Annotated in this window: 16 protein-coding genes; 15 read left to right on the top strand and 1 reads right to left on the bottom strand. The window is 33.0% G+C overall.

From position 1 onward, the window contains the following. Positions 1-5: 5 nt before the first annotated feature. Positions 6-938 (bottom strand): O-fucosyltransferase family protein, encoded by a 933-nt coding sequence (locus tag ACM55H_RS09875; RefSeq protein WP_416836344.1) that lies wholly within the window; start codon positions 936-938, stop codon positions 6-8. Between the two features lie 416 nt (positions 939-1354). Between ACM55H_RS09875 and ACM55H_RS09870 the strand changes: the two genes are divergently transcribed. The 15 genes from ACM55H_RS09870 to ACM55H_RS09800 all read left to right on the top strand — a co-directional run bounded on the left by ACM55H_RS09870 (position 1355) and on the right by ACM55H_RS09800 (position 17793). Continuing rightward, positions 1355-2512, top strand: a complete 1158-nt coding sequence (locus ACM55H_RS09870) for a cytidylyltransferase domain-containing protein (protein WP_416836343.1) — start codon at positions 1355-1357, stop codon at positions 2510-2512. Further along, positions 2505-3380 carry an N-acetylneuraminate synthase family protein gene (locus tag ACM55H_RS09865; protein WP_416836342.1) on the top strand — a complete coding sequence of 292 codons (876 nt, stop codon included), beginning with the start codon at positions 2505-2507 and terminating at the stop codon, positions 3378-3380. Before ACM55H_RS09870 ends, ACM55H_RS09865 begins: the two co-directional genes overlap by 8 nt. A 264-nt stretch (positions 3381-3644) precedes the next feature. After that, a complete protein-coding gene (locus tag ACM55H_RS09860; protein ID WP_416836341.1) occupies positions 3645-5042 on the top strand; it encodes a glycosyltransferase family protein in 1398 nt (465 codons plus the stop codon). A 28-nt stretch (positions 5043-5070) separates the two neighbouring features. Next, on the top strand, positions 5071-5976 hold the full coding sequence (locus ACM55H_RS09855; RefSeq protein ID WP_416836340.1) for a hypothetical protein: 906 nt from the start codon (positions 5071-5073) through the stop codon (positions 5974-5976). Position 5977: 1 nt separating this feature from the next. Beyond that, positions 5978-7411: an MBOAT family O-acyltransferase gene (locus ACM55H_RS09850; RefSeq protein WP_416836339.1), complete on the top strand. Its 1434-nt coding sequence runs from the start codon at positions 5978-5980 to the stop codon at positions 7409-7411. 202 nt (positions 7412-7613) lie between these two features. Next, positions 7614-7946 carry a GIY-YIG nuclease family protein gene (locus tag ACM55H_RS09845; RefSeq protein ID WP_416836338.1) on the top strand — a complete coding sequence of 111 codons (333 nt, stop codon included), beginning with the start codon at positions 7614-7616 and terminating at the stop codon, positions 7944-7946. 357 nt (positions 7947-8303) lie between these two features. Beyond that, positions 8304-9206, top strand: a complete 903-nt coding sequence (locus ACM55H_RS09840) for a hypothetical protein (protein ID WP_416836337.1) — start codon at positions 8304-8306, stop codon at positions 9204-9206. Between the two features lie 107 nt (positions 9207-9313). Beyond that, positions 9314-10090, top strand: coding sequence for an FkbM family methyltransferase (locus ACM55H_RS09835; protein ID WP_416836336.1), 777 nt, complete (start codon positions 9314-9316; stop codon positions 10088-10090). Positions 10091-10106: 16 nt separating this feature from the next. Then, positions 10107-11258 (top strand): glycosyltransferase family 4 protein, encoded by a 1152-nt coding sequence (locus ACM55H_RS09830; protein ID WP_416836335.1) that lies wholly within the window; start codon positions 10107-10109, stop codon positions 11256-11258. Then, complete coding sequence (locus ACM55H_RS09825) at positions 11255-12787, top strand: glycosyltransferase family 2 protein (protein ID WP_416836334.1); 1533 nt, start codon at positions 11255-11257, stop codon at positions 12785-12787. Before ACM55H_RS09830 ends, ACM55H_RS09825 begins: the two co-directional genes overlap by 4 nt. A 3-nt stretch (positions 12788-12790) precedes the next feature. Then, a complete protein-coding gene (locus tag ACM55H_RS09820) occupies positions 12791-13579 on the top strand; it encodes a glycosyltransferase family 2 protein (protein WP_416836333.1) in 789 nt (262 codons plus the stop codon). Positions 13580-13592: 13 nt separating this feature from the next. Further along, on the top strand, positions 13593-14615 hold the full coding sequence (locus tag ACM55H_RS09815) for a hypothetical protein (RefSeq protein WP_416836332.1): 1023 nt from the start codon (positions 13593-13595) through the stop codon (positions 14613-14615). Then, positions 14612-15604 carry a glycosyltransferase family 2 protein gene (locus tag ACM55H_RS09810; RefSeq protein WP_416836331.1) on the top strand — a complete coding sequence of 331 codons (993 nt, stop codon included), beginning with the start codon at positions 14612-14614 and terminating at the stop codon, positions 15602-15604. Before ACM55H_RS09815 ends, ACM55H_RS09810 begins: the two co-directional genes overlap by 4 nt. A gap of 60 nt (positions 15605-15664) precedes the next feature. Continuing rightward, complete coding sequence (locus ACM55H_RS09805; protein ID WP_416836330.1) at positions 15665-16618, top strand: hypothetical protein; 954 nt, start codon at positions 15665-15667, stop codon at positions 16616-16618. Positions 16619-16659: 41 nt separating this feature from the next. Further along, positions 16660-17793 (top strand): glycosyltransferase, encoded by a 1134-nt coding sequence (locus tag ACM55H_RS09800; RefSeq protein WP_416836329.1) that lies wholly within the window; start codon positions 16660-16662, stop codon positions 17791-17793. Positions 17794-18004 lie beyond the last annotated feature (211 nt).

The raw sequence follows: 18004 nt of genomic DNA, 5'->3' as shown, positions 1-18004 counted from the left end.
ACATATTAATGTGAATTAAGGTTATCGTCCATACTATAACAATCAATATTGTTTCTAACTATAGCAACATATCTTGATACATTACTAGTATAAGTTCCTATAAAGTATCTTGAATTAATCAATATTTGGGAATCCAATAAAATACTGATAACTTCATCACTTTTCTTTTTTTTGCTTTGCAAGTTATTATAATTCTTTTGGTCGTAACCTTTTTTCTCTTTATCGCAGAAAGTTAAGAATATAAAGTTAGGATATTCAAGACGCAATTCATCTACCACAGTATAATCATCAGTGCAAATTGTGAATTTAGTGTTGTTTGGATCTATGTTTAATGCTTTATGGATGTAATGATTAATGCCAATAAATTCCGCTTCTTTTCTTTTGTTAAAGACCTTGTCACCTCTTCTTATATGGATGCCACAACTTTTTGAGACAAACTCCTTGTGAGTTTCATAATTATCCTTTATTGTTTTAATGGTAATATCATTATAATTAATAATTATTTCATAAATCTTTTTTTTGGCTTGCAAAATATTTCCTTCTATACCTAATTCTGGAAAATGAAATGTTTTGTTTGTGAAATTTTCATGATGCATTTTATTCCATACATCATTTTGTAATACATTCCTTTTTATTATCCTTTTATGATAATAGAGCCAAATTTTATCTAATCGTGAAATAATAAAAACATCATTTGGTACAGGTATAACGCCAGTATATTCATTAAAAACTGGTTTGAAATAATCAGACCAATTACCACTTACCCAGTTTTTTGAGCATATTTTAAGATTTATTTTTTCTTCTAAACAATAGAGTATTGCTTGTGTGAGATTATTAATTTCAGAAAAAAAGCCTCTTTTGGTAAGAGGATAAATTAGTTCTTTTTCTTTGAATGAATTATTTAATAATGTGTAATTAATTCTTTCAGTTTTAATCATTCCTTTTTGTTTAATTTTTAATAATGTGATATTCGATTTTATATTTTTTTGAAATTGTAGACTGGGAAATATTTGATAAAAATAGTAAACACTACAATAGTTAACATTCCCTTGCCAAAGATATTTAAGTAAAATGCTATATCTTGTATGATTAACAATAATAAGCAGCTTGGATGTAGCTTTAAATTATAAAACATTGACGATATAACAACTAATTTAAATTCAAAAATGTCGCTTAACTAAATCTCCACTTTTTATTTGAATATCCACATACAAACTGTCAAAAAAAGCTATAAATATATTGAAGTTTTTGGGATTGATTTCGGAAATAAAATTATTTTAAAATGGAATAACTAAATTACATTATAGATTCAACAAATAAAACTATTTTTACTAAAGTCTAAAATAGCAACAAGATGAAAATAGGAGTTATTCCACTACGCAAAGATTCTAAAGGAATTCCGGGGAAAAATAAAAAGAAAATGGTGGGTCGGCCACTTTTTTCTTGGGTGCTCACTGAAGCTATTTTTTCTGATTTGGATGCCGTTTATGTATTTACAAACGATACGGAAATCATTCGTTATGTAGAACGGGAATATTCCTGGACCAATAAGGTATTTGCCTTGTTGCGTAACGAAGAAAATGCCAATGATACTGCTTCTACGGAGAGTACCATGATGGAGTTTTCTGAGAAAATTAATCATGAGTATGCTGTTTTATGTTTGCTTCAAGCGACTTCTCCTTTGACATTGGCGGCTGATATCAATAAAGTATTGGATAAAATCACCACAGAAAAATTTGATACAGCACTTAGTGTGGTAAAAACGCATCGTTTTACATGGAACAGTGATGGAACCCCACAAAATTATGATGTGTTCAACAGGCCCAGAAGACAAGATTTTGAAGGATTGTTAATAGAAAATGGAGCAGTATATGCAACTAAAAAAGAACTTTTTTTAAACTCTAAAAATAGAGTCAGCGGTACTATTGGATTGGTAGAAATGCCAGAGGAAACTTTGATGGAGATTGACAGCCTTTCTGACTGGAATATTGTTGAAAATCTATTGATGGAGCGACAAAAAGCTATGAAAACCAATCAAAAAATTCAATATTTAGTGCTGGATGTAGATGGTGTTTTTACAGATGGAGGTGTCTATTATGATGAAGCGGGAGAAATGGCCAAAAAGTTTGATATGCGTGATGGTATGGGATTAGAAATTTTAAGAGAAAATAATGTTGAAGTAATCACATTGACTTCTGAAAATTCTAAACTGGTTGCACAGCGTATGGTAAAACTTCAAATTAAAGAGGCGTTTTTTGGGGTTAAGGATAAATATTCTTTTTTAAAGCAATTTCTTGCCACTAAAAATAGTAGTTTTGGTGCTGTTGCTTATGTAGGGGATGATGTGAATGATCTGACTAATATGTGTAGTTCCAGTTGGTCTTTTGCTCCAGCAAATGCAACTTCCATCGTGAAATTAAATGCTGATTTTGTGCTTGGTACTGCTTCCGGAGCCGGAGCTATCAGAGAAGTTTGTGAAATCGTATTAAAGTATAATAAAAGATATGACTGAGTTTAAAAAACCTTATGTAATTGCTGAAATTGGCTGTAATCACAAAGGAGATATAGCAATTGCAAAAGAATTGATAAAGATTGCCAAGATATTTTGTAATGTTGACGCCGTAAAATTTCAAAAAAGAAACAATACGGAATTATTGACTGAGGCGCAATACAATGCACCCCACCCTAATGCCAGTAACTCATATGGGGATACTTATGGTGCGCACAGGGAATTTTTAGAATTTGATGTAAACCAACATGCCGTACTTAAGCAGTATTGTGAATCGATAGGGATTACCTATTCCACCTCAGTTTGGGATACCACCTCGGCCAAAGAGATAGCTTCACTTCATCCGGAATTTATTAAAATACCCTCAGCCTGTAATAATAATTTTGAAATGTTGGGTTGGTTGTGTGATCATTACCAAGGGGAAATTCATATTTCGACAGGGATGACGACTAAAGACGAAGCAGATACTTTAGTTCATTATTTTGTTGAAAAAGGCAGGAATAAAGACTTAGTTTTATACAATTGTACTTCAGGTTATCCAGTGCCCTTTGAAGATGTGTGTTTATTAGACATTAATTTGCTGAAGCAAAAATATGGTGACACGGTAAAACATATTGGTTTTTCCGGACATCATTTAGGAATTGCGGTAGATGTAGCAGCCTACACGCTGGGTGCCAACATTATTGAAAGGCATTATACGATTGATCGTACTTGGAAAGGGACCGATCATGCTGCGTCATTAGAACCTATGGGATTGCGCAAATTAGCACGAGACTTAAACGCAGTTCATAGCGCATTGACTTTTAAATCAATGGATATTTTGCCTATTGAACAAGTGCAAAGAGATAAGTTGAAGAATAAAAAAGTGTAGGGGAGTAAAGTTTATTGGTCACAGAAATAGTTAAAACTATGTACTTTAGTGCATTTCGCTTTAGCTTCTAAAAAATTTTTTGCCACAGATTAAAAAGATTATCACTGATTAATCTGTGTGAATTTTTTTAATCTGTGGCAAATTAAAAAGATTTAACCTTGCAGACTTTAAGTCTGCCAAACCAAATCTACGGACTTTAAGTCCATAGTGGTTTATTTAAAAGTTGTGTTTCACATTTTTATACATACGTTTCTAAGATAGTTTATGAGTAAAAAGATATTTGTTTTTTTTCCCGATGGAGTGGGGTTGCGTAATTTTGCCTTTACTCAATTTAAAGCGTTAGGAGAGCAAAAAGGACATCAAATTGTCTATTGGAATAATACCGTTTTTTCTTTAAAAGAGGAGTTGGGTTATGATGAGGTTAAAATTGAGAACCATAGAATAAATCGGTTGACTCCAATCTATTCCCGCATTCGAAAACACATCGAATTGAATGTTTCTCAAAAGAAGTTTAAGGATGACGTGTATCCTACCTATAAATTTCCTTTTAGCTACACTGGTTTAAAAAACACTTTGATAACGCTTTATACGAAGTTGTTAATAGGATTGAATTCTTCGGAAAAAGGGATTGTCCGCATCCGAAAACGGATTAATAGTTTAGAGCGTTCGACCGAAAAATACCAGTATTGTAAGGCACAGTTACAAGAACATCAACCGGATTTGGTATTTTGTACCACACAACGGGCCACGCAATCCATAAGTGCTTTATTGGCAGCCCAAGATTTAGGAATTCCTACCGTAGCTTTTGTCTATTCTTGGGACAATGTGCCTAAGGCGATGCAGGTGGTGGAAACGGATTATTATTTTGTTTGGAGTGATTTAATGAAATGGGAAGTTTTAAAGTACTATCCATTCATACAGGAATCTCAAGTTATTGTAACGGGTACCCCACAATTTGAACCGCATTACGATAGCCGATTGTTGCAAGAAAGAGACGTGTTTTTTGCCCAAAATAATTTAGATACCGCCAAGAAATACATTTGTTATTCCGGCGATGATGAGACCACTTCCCCTTTGGATCAATATTATTTAGAAGATTTAGCTCATGCGGTACGCAGTTTAAATACTAAAGGCAAAAATCTAGGAATTATCTACAGAAAATGCCCCGTTGACACGACCAATCGATACGATGCCGTTCTGGAGGCTAATGCAGATATTATAGCCGTTTTAGACCCTATCTGGAAACCGATGGGAAAACAATGGAATGAAATTTTGCCCACTAAAGAAGATTTAGCCCTATTGTATAATGTTTGTGCCCATTCTGAGTTTGTGACCAATGTGTGTTCCTCAACTGTTTTTGATTTTGTGGCACATGAAAAGCCTTGTATTTATTTCAATTACGAGCAGCCCCAATTAAAAAAAGGCATTCGAGACATCGGACAAAATTATAACTATGTTCATTTTAGAAGTATGCCCAGTCCAGAAGCAGCAGTATTTTGTACCGATAAAAAAGAGTTGGAATATTTGGTAAGCCAAATAATAGAAGGAAAATTATCAAATGTTCCTGAAGGAAAAAAATGGTATGAAATTGTGGCTGGTACCACTCCAACACAAGCTTCAGATAATATATGGAAAAGTATTGATGCTATCTTAAAAAGATAAAAATTTGAGTCTTTACTTTTAGTCTACTATGAAAAAATTTATAATTCAGATTGTAGGGATTTTATCTATAATTCTAATACTACTATTGGTATTCGATTTGACCTACACCACTGTTTATAAAAATGCGAATCCAAGGACTAAATTTCAGTATTTAAGAAGCCTGAAAAACACAAAAGTTAATTATATTTTTTTAGGTTCTTCAAGAGTTGAAAATGGAATTGATCCATTCATTATGGAAAATAAAACTCAAAAAAAATGTGTTAATTTAGGGTATGAGGCCGCTAAACTTGGGGATATTTATTACGTATTACAACTTTTGAAATGGTATAATATTGCCTCTGATACCGTATTTATTCAAGTAGATTATATCTTTGACATTAAGGGTCATTCTATTAATTTACCCTATGAAATGACCCCATTTATTAAGGAGAGTCAAGTAACAAAAAACTATTTGATTGATTATATAGGAGAAGACCCCAGTATGTATTATGTTCCTTTTATCAGGTATTGCGGGAGCGATCAAAAGATTGGATTTAGAGATGTTTTTGCCAATCTCATTGGAAAGAAAACTGCGGTAGTAGAAAGTAAGGGATATAGCCCTTTACGAGTACAAGGTAATAGTGGTAAACACAACAGTCATTTCTCCTTGCCTGCTTCTATTGCATCATATAGTCCCTATTATGAAAAAATAAAAAAATACGGAACAGCGAATCATATAAAAATAGTCTTCTTTTGTGCTCCCTTTTGTAAGCACACCAAAAATTTAGATTATATAAAAAAATTAAAAACTAAAATTCCAGATTTATATGATTTTTCTAATGCCATAAAAGAGGATTCGATGTTTGTTAATTGTTTTCATTTGAATGAAAAGGGGGCAAGTAAATTCACTGAAATTTTAGTGGAAAAAATAATAAATAATAAAAATAAAATTTAGCATGTTTTTCAATTCTCTATCCTTCGCTATTTTTCTGCCCATCGTATTCGTGTTGTATTGGTTTGTTTTTCATAAAACCAAAAGCACTCAAAATGCAGTACTCATTATAGCCAGTTATTATTTTTATTCCTGTTGGGATTGGCGTTTTTTGTTTTTGTTGGTTTTCTCTACGTTTTTGGATTATTATACCGGTATTCAAATTGAAAAAGCAAAAACAGATGGTTTTCGAAAATTTTGGTTTTGGTTGAGTATCAGCATCAACCTTGGGTTTTTAGGTATTTTCAAATACTATAATTTTTTTGCCAGTTCTTTTTCCGAATTATTAAATGGGTTTGGCTTGCATTCCAGTCCTTTATTGCTGAATGTAGTTTTGCCTGTGGGAATATCCTTTTATACTTTTCATGGCTTATCTTACGTCATTGATATCTATTTAAAAAGGATAAAAGCCGAATATAATTTTGTTGATTATTCGTTGTTTGTCAGTTATTTTCCGCTTTTAGTGGCTGGTCCTATTGAAAGAGCCACCCATTTATTGCCTCAAGTAAAAATAAAAAGAACCTTTGATTATGAAAAAGCAAAAGAAGGTGTGTATCAGATTATCTGGGGATTAGTAAAGAAAGTAGTTATTGCTGATACTTGTGCTACGTATGCCAATGCGATTTTTGATCATTATACTTCCATGAATTCCTTATCCTTACTTCTTGGCGCCTTTTATTTTGCGTTCCAAATTTATGGCGATTTTTCCGGTTATTCGGATATGGCTTTGGGAATGTCTAAGTTATTTGGAATTGATTTATTGCGCAACTTTAACTACCCGTATTTCTCCAGAGATATAGCTGAATTTTGGCGTCGTTGGCACATATCCCTGTCGTCATGGTTTCGGGATTATGTGTATATCCCGTTGGGAGGAAGCAAAGGGAGTAAATTCAAACAAGTGCGAAATGTATTTGTTATTTTTTTATTAAGTGGTTTTTGGCATGGCGCTAATTGGACTTTTATAGCCTGGGGCTTTATTAATGCGTTGTACTTTTTACCTTTATTATTACTCCATAAAAACCGTTCTAATATCGAAACCGTTCAGCTGCAATGGAATTTAGGCTCCTTAAAAGTACTGTGGAATATAGTAGCTACTTTTGGATTAAGTTGTTTGGCCTGGATATTTTTTAGAGCAAAGTCTATTGAAATCGCTTTCGATTATATTGCCCGTATTTTTTCTAATCGAAGTTTTATACCACAATATCTAGAAAATGAAAGATACAGTTATGAAATGGTATTGTTGGTTTTGATTTTTATTCTTGTGGAATGGAATGCCAGAACCAAAATTGAACCTATTTCAGGAAAATACAGTATCCTAAAATTAGTGCTTTGTCTAGCGGCTCTTTTGGCGTTAGGAACGTATTCTGATTATAAAGAATTTATTTATTTTCAGTTTTAATATAAGTAGGGGGAATCGACTGTACTGAGCGTCTCGACTGTACTTCGTCTCCGCTCAGTATAAACTTTCGACGTGACAGCTAAGTGGTGTTATGATGTTTTTGTCAAATCGAGCCCTTCGGCTTCGCTCAGGACGGGCTAAAGTCGAGATTGAGGTGAAGTACAGTCCACATTTATACTACATTAAAAATTAAATTAGTACTATGAAATTCTATTATGTATATATTCTTCTTTGTAATGATGATTCGCTCTATGTTGGAGTAACTTCTGATATTGATAGGAGAGTTATGGAACATAATACAGGTAAATATCCAGAAGCCTATACGCATAGTAGAAGACCGGTTACGTTAGTTTTTTATCAGGATTTTATAGATCCTAACCAAGCTATTGAGTTTGAAAAGAAATTAAAAAAATGGAGTAGGGTTAAAAAGCAAGCGTTAATTGATGGAAATTTCGACAAATTACAAGATTTATCGGAATGCAGAAATGCAACGCATCATAAATACAGACCAAATAGTGAAGATACAGAAGGGTAGTGCGTCTCGATGCGCTCGACTTGACAAAACAGAGAGCCTGATGTAATACTTTTGTCAAATCGAGCGCAGTCGAGATTCATTCGAGAGCCATAAAAAGAAGCGTCTCGACTTTAGCCTGTCCTGAGCAAGACGGAGGACTCGACGTGACGAAGGGTTATTGAGTTGTCAAATCGATAAGTTTTACCGAGCGAAGCCTAAAGTTCAGATTAGTATTTAAAAGTGAGAGCGTCTCGACTGCGCTCGACGTGACAAATAACTCATGTCAAATCGGACGCAGTCAGATTGCTAAATGAACAACAACAACAACAACAACAACAACAACAACAACAACAACAACAACAATAATAAAAATTAAGTATGAAACGGTTTTTAATTTTTACAATCAAAATACTTTTGCTGACCTTTTTTGTGTTGGTTGTATTAGATTTGGTATACACAAAAGTGTATTTAGAATCTTCCAATAGGGGAAAAATAGGCTATGTTTATAACTCAAAAGCCAGAATTTACGATGTGGTAATTTTAGGATCCTCCAGAGCCAATAACCATTTTGTGGCACCCATGTTTGAAAACAAAGGATTAAAGGCTTTTAATTATGGTATGAGCGGAGGGCATTTATTTGAAGCTTCTTTGTTGTTGAAACTAATGATAGAACGAAAGTATGAAATAAAAAACGTCATACTGGAGGCTGATTTAAACTTGTCCAATGAGAAGGAATCCGAGAGTGTAGCGTCTAAATTTTTGCCTTATATTCACAATTCTGAAGTGATTGCTTCGCATTTTGCCCAGCAACCTGATTTTTGGGCATTATATTACATCCCATTTTATAGGTACATCGCTTTTGAACCCGGAATTGGTTTTAGAGAAATGTATGATGCTGCCAGAGAAAAACCAACTAATTTGTTGGATCATTTAGGCTATTATCCATTGGGTAAAAATCCAAATGCCAACATGAAAAATGATCTGACACATCTAAAACCTTTGCATAATAAATATTACGAAGAAATAAAGCATCTTTGCAAAGTGAATCATATTAACCTGATTGCCGTGATGACACCTATGTGTTCTAATACCAAAGGATTGGATTATTTTGAGAAGGTACATCAAATGTATCCTGAAATTCACAATTATGAAAAAGCTGTTGAAGGGGATCAGTATTTCTCTTCCTGTGGACATATGAATGATGCCGGAGCAAGAAAATTTACGGCAACAATTTTAAAAGATTTTTTTAATGAAGCTAAGGGTATATATAAGGTAAAGTAATCCTATTAAGAATTTTATAAAATAGGTAACTTGGAGAAGAACCTTTTAAATGCTCTGAGACAATTTTAAAAAATATGTAATAACAATTAAAAAAAAATAATAAAGCTATGAAAGTCAAGAATTTAATGAAAAATGTATTTGGTATGAATAATATAAAATTTATTAAGTCTTGGTTTCGAAGTTCAAGTGAGAAGGTTCTTATTGAGCAAAGGCGTGAATTTTATGCTCAATTCCTTAAACCAGATAGCGTTTTTTTTGATATTGGTGCAAATTATGGTAACAGAATTGAGCCTTTGATACATGATAAAATAAAAATTATTGCGATTGAACCACAGATAGAGTGTGTTAGATATTTAAGGAAAAAATATGGAAAAAAAATAACAATACTTCAAAATGGTGTTGGTAAAGAGATTGAAACCAAATTAATGTATATTTCAACTAATGCTAATATTTTATCTTCATTCTCAAGGGAATGGATTGATTCAACTAAAAATAGTGGAAGATTTAAAAAAATTAAGTGGGATAAAACTCGAAAAATAGAAATGATTACCTTAGATTACTTAATAGCAACCTACGGGAATCCAGATTTTATTAAAATTGATGTTGAGGGTTTTGAATTGGAAGTGTTAAAAGGACTTTCTCAAAATGTAAATGTACTATCATTGGAATATACAGTTCCTGAGCGTAAAGAGGCATTAATAGATTGTTTGTCTTATTTAAATAACTTATCAAATTCAAATGTTTTGTTCAATTATTGTATAACAGAAAATACAGTATTTTCTTTGCCTCATTGGGTTGATTATAACGAAATAATTAAGTTAGTTAATACTAATGCGTTTTTAAATACTCAATTTGGAGATGTTTATGTAAAATTCAATCAATAATTGTAATAAATAAACTATGCATATCGCTTTTCTTACTCCTGAATATCCTCATGAAAGAGTAGCTCATGCTGCAGGTATTGGTACCAGTATCAAGAATTTAGTAGTTGCTTTGGCCCAAAAAAAAATCACAGTTTCTGTGTTTGTTTATGGACAGCAAGAAGATGCTGTATTTGCTGAGGATGGAATTACAATTCATTTGATCAAAAATAGAAAATACAAATTCATGGGTTGGTATTGGCATCGAAAACACCTCCAGAATTACCTTAATACGCAAATACTTACTGAAAAAATTGATGCTTTTGAAGCACCTGATTGGACTGGAATTACGGCTTTTATGCGTTTGAAAGCGCCATTGGTAATTCGGTTTCATGGTAGTGACACCTATTTTTGTCATCTTGAAAAACGCCATCAAAAGGCAAAGAATTTTTGGTTCGAAAAATTGGCTGTTCAAAAGGCTAAAGCCTTTATAGCGCCAACCACTTATGCTGGAGCTGTTTCAAAGCGATTGTTTGGCATCAACAATAAAGTCATACAAACCATTCATTATGGTTTAGCATTGGATCAATTTCAAAACAAAAACCCTGAAGTTTTTGAACACGGTTTGATTTTATATATTGGTACCATAATTAGGAAAAAAGGGGTGTTTGAACTTCCTGAAATTCTAAAAAAAGTAAGAATCCAACATCCCGAAGCGCAACTTGTTTTAATTGGGGGTGATTCAGCTGATATACAAACCGGGAGTCCCTCTACTTGGCAATTATTAGAACAGCAATTTGATGTGGCCGATTTAAAAAAAGTGACCTATCTTAACAAAATACCTTATCAACACGTTCAAGAGTATATCAAAAAAGCACAACTTTGTGTGTTTCCCAGTTTTGCAGAAACTTTAGGAATGGTGACCATAGAATCGATGGCTTTGCAAAAACCGGTGGTGAACACTACTATTGGTTGGGCACAAGAATTAATTACAGATGGCGAAAGTGGTTTTCTGGTCCATCCACAAGATCATTCCGTTTATGCCAATAGAATAATAGCGCTATTGAAGGATACAAACCTTTGTTTGACTATGGGAAAAAATGCAAGAAAACGGGTGGAGGATGTTTTTGACATAGAAAAAATTGCGCAACAAAATATCGTTTTTTATGAATCTATAACAGGCAAATCGTGATTGTTGTTTATCATCAAAATAACCGAATAACTAAAGTTATTTCGGCTACTAATGAATCTATTATTGTTAAGATAAATGAGAGTATTGCTGTAGGATTAATGGCTTTGGCCCATCAGTTTCCTAAGGCTAAAATCATTTGGTGTAACGAATTGCTTGAAAATAGTTTGAATCTTGATGGGATTGACATGCTTTTTCATCATGATAAAATGATGCTTTCTTATACTGCAACTGAGATTGGTTTTTTAGGAAATGGAATAGGGTTTGTGGAAGAATCCCCTTTTATCAAAGTGAATAAAAAGTGCAGGTATCCCACTTGGTTAATGAGTAGTGAAGTTGGGGTAATTCATGCCTCTGTATTAAAATTGATTGGTGGTAAAATAAAAACCGACTCTAGTTTTGATTATTTTTTAAACTCAGTGGCAAAAGTTGGGATGATTTTGGGTTTACTGTGTTATTCAGAACCTCAATTGCTGTTGAATAATTCGCAAGATGCTACCCTTCAAAAAGCTAATCTATTCGTTTTATTTCGTTTTGTAAAACAACATTATAAAAAACGCTGGATTGTATTGTTGTTTTTAAATTTAGTCGTTTTTGAAAAACGATTCCCAATATTTCCTTTTTTATATTCTTTATTTTTTAAAAATCGAAAAAAAACAGTACTTAATTTAGACTCGATTCCAGTGCAATCCACTTTAGCTTTAGTTGACAAAAAAACCATTGATGTCATCATTCCGACTATTGGCCGCAAACCGTATTTGTATGCTGTTTTACAAGATTTAGCCCAGCAAACCCATTTGCCGATTCATGTAATTATTATAGAACAAAATCCGCAGCCAGGTAGTGTTTCTGAATTGGATTTTCTGACCAATGAAACTTGGCCTTTTATTATAAAACATACTTTTACGCATCAGGCAGGTGCGTGCAATGCCCGTAATTTAGCTTTAAACCAAGTTGAAAGTGAATGGGTGTTTTTGAATGATGATGATAATCGTTTTGAAGAAACGTTGTTAGAAACTGTTTTATGTAAAATACAACAATTTGGGGTTTCAGTAATTACTACTGCTTACCTTCAGCAAAATGAGCCCCAATGCTACAGTATTACCAATCAATCGGGGATATTTGGATCGGGCAATAGTTTTGTTAAAGCCAGTTGTTTGGCTGCCGTAGCTTTTGATATGGCTTTAGAGTTTGGCTACGGAGAGGATATTGATTTTGGGATGCAATTGCGGAATAAAGGGTTTGATATTATTTATTTTCCAGAAATACGTGTTTTGCATCTCAAAGCTCCTATGGGAGGGTTTAGAATCAAAGTGAAACAGTTGTGGGATAATGAAACTGTACAACCTAAACCATCGCCTACGATCATGTATGTTTTTTTAAAACATTACACACAACAACAACTTTTATGTTATAAATTAGTCTCCTTTTTTAAATTGCTAAAAAAAGAATCCATTTTCAATGGTTTCTCCTTTTTTAAAGAACATCAAAAAAAATGGGAGCAGAGTCTCTATTGGGTCAATAAAATATAATTAATGGAAATAAGTAAAAAGAAAATCAGTTTTCTCATCACACATTACAATAGGCCCATAGATTTATTGAAATGTTTAGCCGCAATAAGAAGCCTTAACGTTTTAGATTCTGAAATTGTGGTGTGTGATGACGCCAGTCAAGAGGAACATTTAGAAACAATACAAGATTACCAAATTGATCAATTGCTTGTTTCTAAAATAAATCAAGGACTTGCTGCCAATATTAATAAAGGTATTGAAGCTTGTCAAGGAGAGTATATTGTTTATTGTCAGGAAGATTTTGTTTTAGATCCCCAAATTAGCAGTCTTTTACCAGAATGTTTGGATTTATTAAAAAAGGAAAAGGTGGATATGATTCGGTTTACATCAAATTTCCCATTCAATAAATTAATTCCTTTGACCGCTACAGTTTCTTTGATTCCAAAATTTTCATTTCAAAATTTTTTGCAGAATTACTATCAATACAGCGACCATCCCTTTGTTACAAGAAAAAGTTTTTACCATAAATATGGGACCTATTTTGAGAATACATCAGGTCGGTATGGAGAAACTGAATATGCCATTCGAATACTTAAGTCCAATGCTAAAATAGGCATAACAAATAGGATATTAGCTTCAACAATAATAGGAAGTCAATCTGTTTTAGTAAACGAGAGTATCCTTGAAAACAAAGAGTATAAAATGAATAAATCATTGGTTAAGGTAGCTCGCGCTTTCCGATTGTATTTAGAATTAATTTTATATAATAAATCCAAAAGAGGATTGATGTCCTATAAAAACTTTAGAAAATAAAAAGTAGAAATAAATGCTTAAAATTTATACAGATCAACACTTTATTAAAGCGGAAAATCGAAGATGTATTTTTCCGTTGTTGTTTGATTTGTGTTATACTAAAAATGAGCCTCTTTTAAAGCAGTATGCGTTGATGGATCAAATGGAGGAGGCTGATGTGGTGATTGTTCCTGTAGATATCAGTGAATTTTTTCAAAAACAACAACAAGATTGGCTTTTTGACTATATAGACAAAGCCCTCGCATTAGATAAAAAAGTATGGGTATATACCGCTGGGGATTATGGATTTAGTATTGGAAAATCAGTTTATACCTTTAGATTGAGCGGTTTTGATTCTAAATTTGATGCGAATACCTTCATACTACCCTCATTTATAGAGGATCCTTATATAAATATTCAAAATTTTTTTCACCCCATTGCTAAACAACCAGCTCCAAAAATAGGTTTTGTGGGGCACGCCAGTAATTCATGGTCTAAATGGACAAAAGAAGCATTGGTTTTTTTATTACACAATTACAAACGCTTTGTCAGAGTGTTATTTACAGATTTTCAACCTTTTTATCCATCAAGTATAAAGCGTTATAAGTTCTTATCATTATTGCAAAAAAATGATCAAATTAATACCGATTTCATTTTTAGAAACCATTACCGCGCCGGCGTAAAAACGGAAGGAGATAAAAAGAAAACGACACTGGATTTTTTTAAAAATATAGAAGTCAATCCTTATACTTTTTGTCTTAGAGGTGCGGGAAATTACTCAGTTCGATTTTATGAAACCCTTGCTATGGGAAGGATTCCTTTTGTGATTGATACTGATTTTAGATTACCTTTGGATGGAATTATCAATTGGGAACAGCATTGTATTATTGCGTCTGATAAAAATATATGTAAGGCATTAATTGATTTTCATCAAAAAATAAGTGAGGAAGATTTTCAAAAAATGCAAGTTAATAATCGTAATTTGTGGCTTCAATTTTTGAATAGAGAAGCTTATTTTACAACTCTTTCTACTCTTTTTAAAGAAAAATATAAATGAAATTTGCTCTAATTATCTGTACGTATATGCGTCCGAAACCTGTTTTGCAATTATTGCAATCTGTTGAAGAACAAACTATTTATCCTGATGAAATTATAATTGTGGATGGTTCCCTAAATTCAGATACAGCAACTGTTTTAAATCAAAATTCTTTTAAAAAAGTGCACTATCATTTAGTCACGCCTGAGCATAGAGGTCTTACGAAACAACGTAATTACGGTGTAGAAAAAGTAAGTGATGCTATCGATATTGTTTGTTTTTTAGATGATGATACGGTATTAGAAAAAGGATATTTTGAGCAAATTCTAAAAACATATATCGATTTTCCACACGCTTTGGGTGTAGGAGGTTCTATTTGCAATGAGAATAAATTTCAATTTGTTGGGTATGATTATCAACCAACTATTAAAGAATTTTATTTTGACGGATGGAAGCAAAATGACGGGAGTCGTTTTGTCCTGCGTAAAAAATTAGGATTGGATAGTGATTGTCCACCGGGTTATTCGTCTCTATATTCCCACGGCCGTAGTGTGGGGTTTTTACCTCCAAGTGGGAAAACCTATGAAGTAGAAATGTTGATGGGCGGCGTCTCCTCTTTTAGAAAAAAAGTATTTGAACGTTTCCATTTTTCAACTTATTTTGAAGGATATGGGTTGTATGAAGACGCTGATTTTACCTTGAGAGTAGCTAAAACTGGTAAGTTATACTTGAATACCGCTGCTCAACTCCACCATTACCACGACGCTTCCGGAAGGCCAAATCAATATAAATATGGTAAAATGGTGGTGCGTAATGGATGGTATGTGTGGCGTACAAAAAACCCCAATCCTGAATTCAATGACTATTATAAATGGCATGCTATCACTTTAATTTTAACGGGAATACGATACAGTAATGTTCTTACTACCAGCAAGAAAAAAGAAGCTCTGACCGAGGCATTAGGAAGAACGGTAGGTTGGTGGAGTTTATGGTTTAACAAACCTAAATAATTTTTTAATAAATGGAATGCATTTAATTCTGTTTCCAATGGGTAAAGACTATACTAGATTATGAAAACAATACAATTATTGAATATCCCTAATTTTTATTCTTCCTACTATTTGTTAGGATTGAATCAAGCGTATAAGGTCAAATTCAAAATGGACAGTAATTTTACTAAGTTCAATAACAAGCCCATACTGATTTTTAAGGTTAATGGTACAATTGCAGTAATTGACAACGATGATCCTACCGGAGTACATCAAGAATTATATGAATTAGCCAGTGTTTATTTTGTTACCAATAAGCTTATCGATCATGATTCTTATAGTCAGCCAAAAGTTAAACCGCTTTATCCTCATTATCCTGTTAATACTGTTCTGCTTTATTTTCGTATTTTTGGACTGGGACTATTTCGTTATTTGAAATTTGAAGATTTAATCAGACAAATTTATATTCTTTTAAGAAGGCCTTTATATACATCCTATAAAAAGAGTTTTAAAAAAGACAATTTTATTTTCTTTTCTTCTAATATTTGGAAAAAAGAACCTGAAACCAATCAAATTCGGGCTGAGTTTATTCGTTTCTGCAAAGCAGATAACAGAATAGTTTTTAAAGGTGGATTTATACCTCGCTCTGATGGTACCAATTATGGATTCGACAATGAGCTTAATGATGAAAAATATTCTCCCAAAATGTTTTCAAAGTTAAGTGCTAAATCTAAAATTGCTTTAAATAATCCTGCAGTTTGCGGAGCGGTGAGTTGGAGATTAGCGGAATATTTAAATCAAGGTTTATTTGTATTGTCATTTCCTTTTAAAATTGAATTGCCTCAAAATTTCGCACAAGCTTCTGAAGTTTATTTTATTGAAAAAACAACAGAATATAAACCCGTTTTGAATAAAATAGTAGATAATCCTGACTTTCATGAAGCAGTTGCCAGAAAAGGTAAACTTTATTTTGACACCTATTGTACACCATTGGCACAAGCAAAATATATATATGATTCAATTTTGAAAAGCTAAATAAAATTTAATAACGGTTAGAAATGGCCAAGACTTGCAATATGAAGTTGACAATTTTTACCCATGTTCCACATTGTAAAGCCGATAATCTATATTATGCTTATGCTCCTTATGTTCGAGAAATGAATATTTGGGGAAAAAATGTGGATGAATTAGTGGTTGTTGCTCCCTTTTCTTTAGGTAATAAAACAGCAATAGACAGTTCGTATTCCCATCAAAAAATAGAATTTATATCTGTATCAAATTTTGATATCCTATCGGTTAAATCCATTTTGTTTACTATTTTGGAACTTCCGGGATTAATTTGGACAATTTTCAAAGCCATGCAATCTGCCGATCACATCCATTTGCGTTGTCCCGGTAATATTGGTTTGTTAGCCTGTATCGTACAAATTGTATTTCCGAATAAGTCTAAAACAGCAAAATACGCAGGAAATTGGGATCCTGAATCAAATAAACCTTGGACGTATCAAATGCAACAATGGATCTTGAGGAATACTTTTTTGACTCGTAATATGCACGTTTTAGTCTATGGTGAATGGGAAGGAATGACTAGTAATATCAAACCTTTTTTTACGGCTTCTTATACTGAAAAAGAGGTGACTCCGGTAGTTCAAAAAGAGTTAAAAGGTCTTGTTGATTTCATTTTTGTTGGGACTTTAGTAAAAGGAAAGCATCCGCTATATGCTGTTCAATTAGTAGAAAATTTACACCTTAAAGGATATTCAGTACGTTTGAGTATCTATGGTGAAGGTGTGGAACGAGAACTGCTGGAGGATTATATTGTAGCTCATGCATTAGAAAAGATAGTTTCATTAGAAGGGAATCAAGCGCAGGATATTGTTAAGAAAGCCTATCGAGACAGCCATTTTGTGGTTTTACCTTCTGAGAGTGAAGGCTGGCCAAAAGCGATTGCAGAAGGTATGTTTTGGGGCTGTGTCCCTGTTGCTACCTCTGTCTCTTGTGTCCCTTTTATGTTGGATTATGGGAAAAGAGGGGTTTTATTAGAAATGAATTTAGAAAAAGATAGTGCCCAAATAGCGGCTGTTTTACAAGATCAAACCGATTTTGATGCTAAACGAAATAAAGCTGCGGAATGGTCTAGAGGTTATACTTTAGATGTTTTTGAGGAGGAAATTAGGAAATTGTTAAACGGTTCTCGATGCGATTTTTAAAGCTTAGATTTTTTATTTTAATGAGCGTAATAGCCGTAGCTTTAAAAATAACTCGAACTGACGCGAATTGGGGCTTTAGAGGATTATTTATTATTATGTGGAATGGTATTTTAAGGATGACACGGTTGTAATTATGGTAAATTATGATGCGATTCCTCCTTCGTCGAAATGACAATTTTATGGAGCTAACAAATTAAAAGAAGATAAAAAA

The organism is Flavobacterium cryoconiti (assembly GCF_048158645.1).
GTDB lineage: Bacteria > Bacteroidota > Bacteroidia > Flavobacteriales > Flavobacteriaceae > Flavobacterium > Flavobacterium cryoconiti.
Note: the sequence above shows the minus strand (reverse complement) of the source record. Positions and strands in the feature narration are given on the sequence as shown.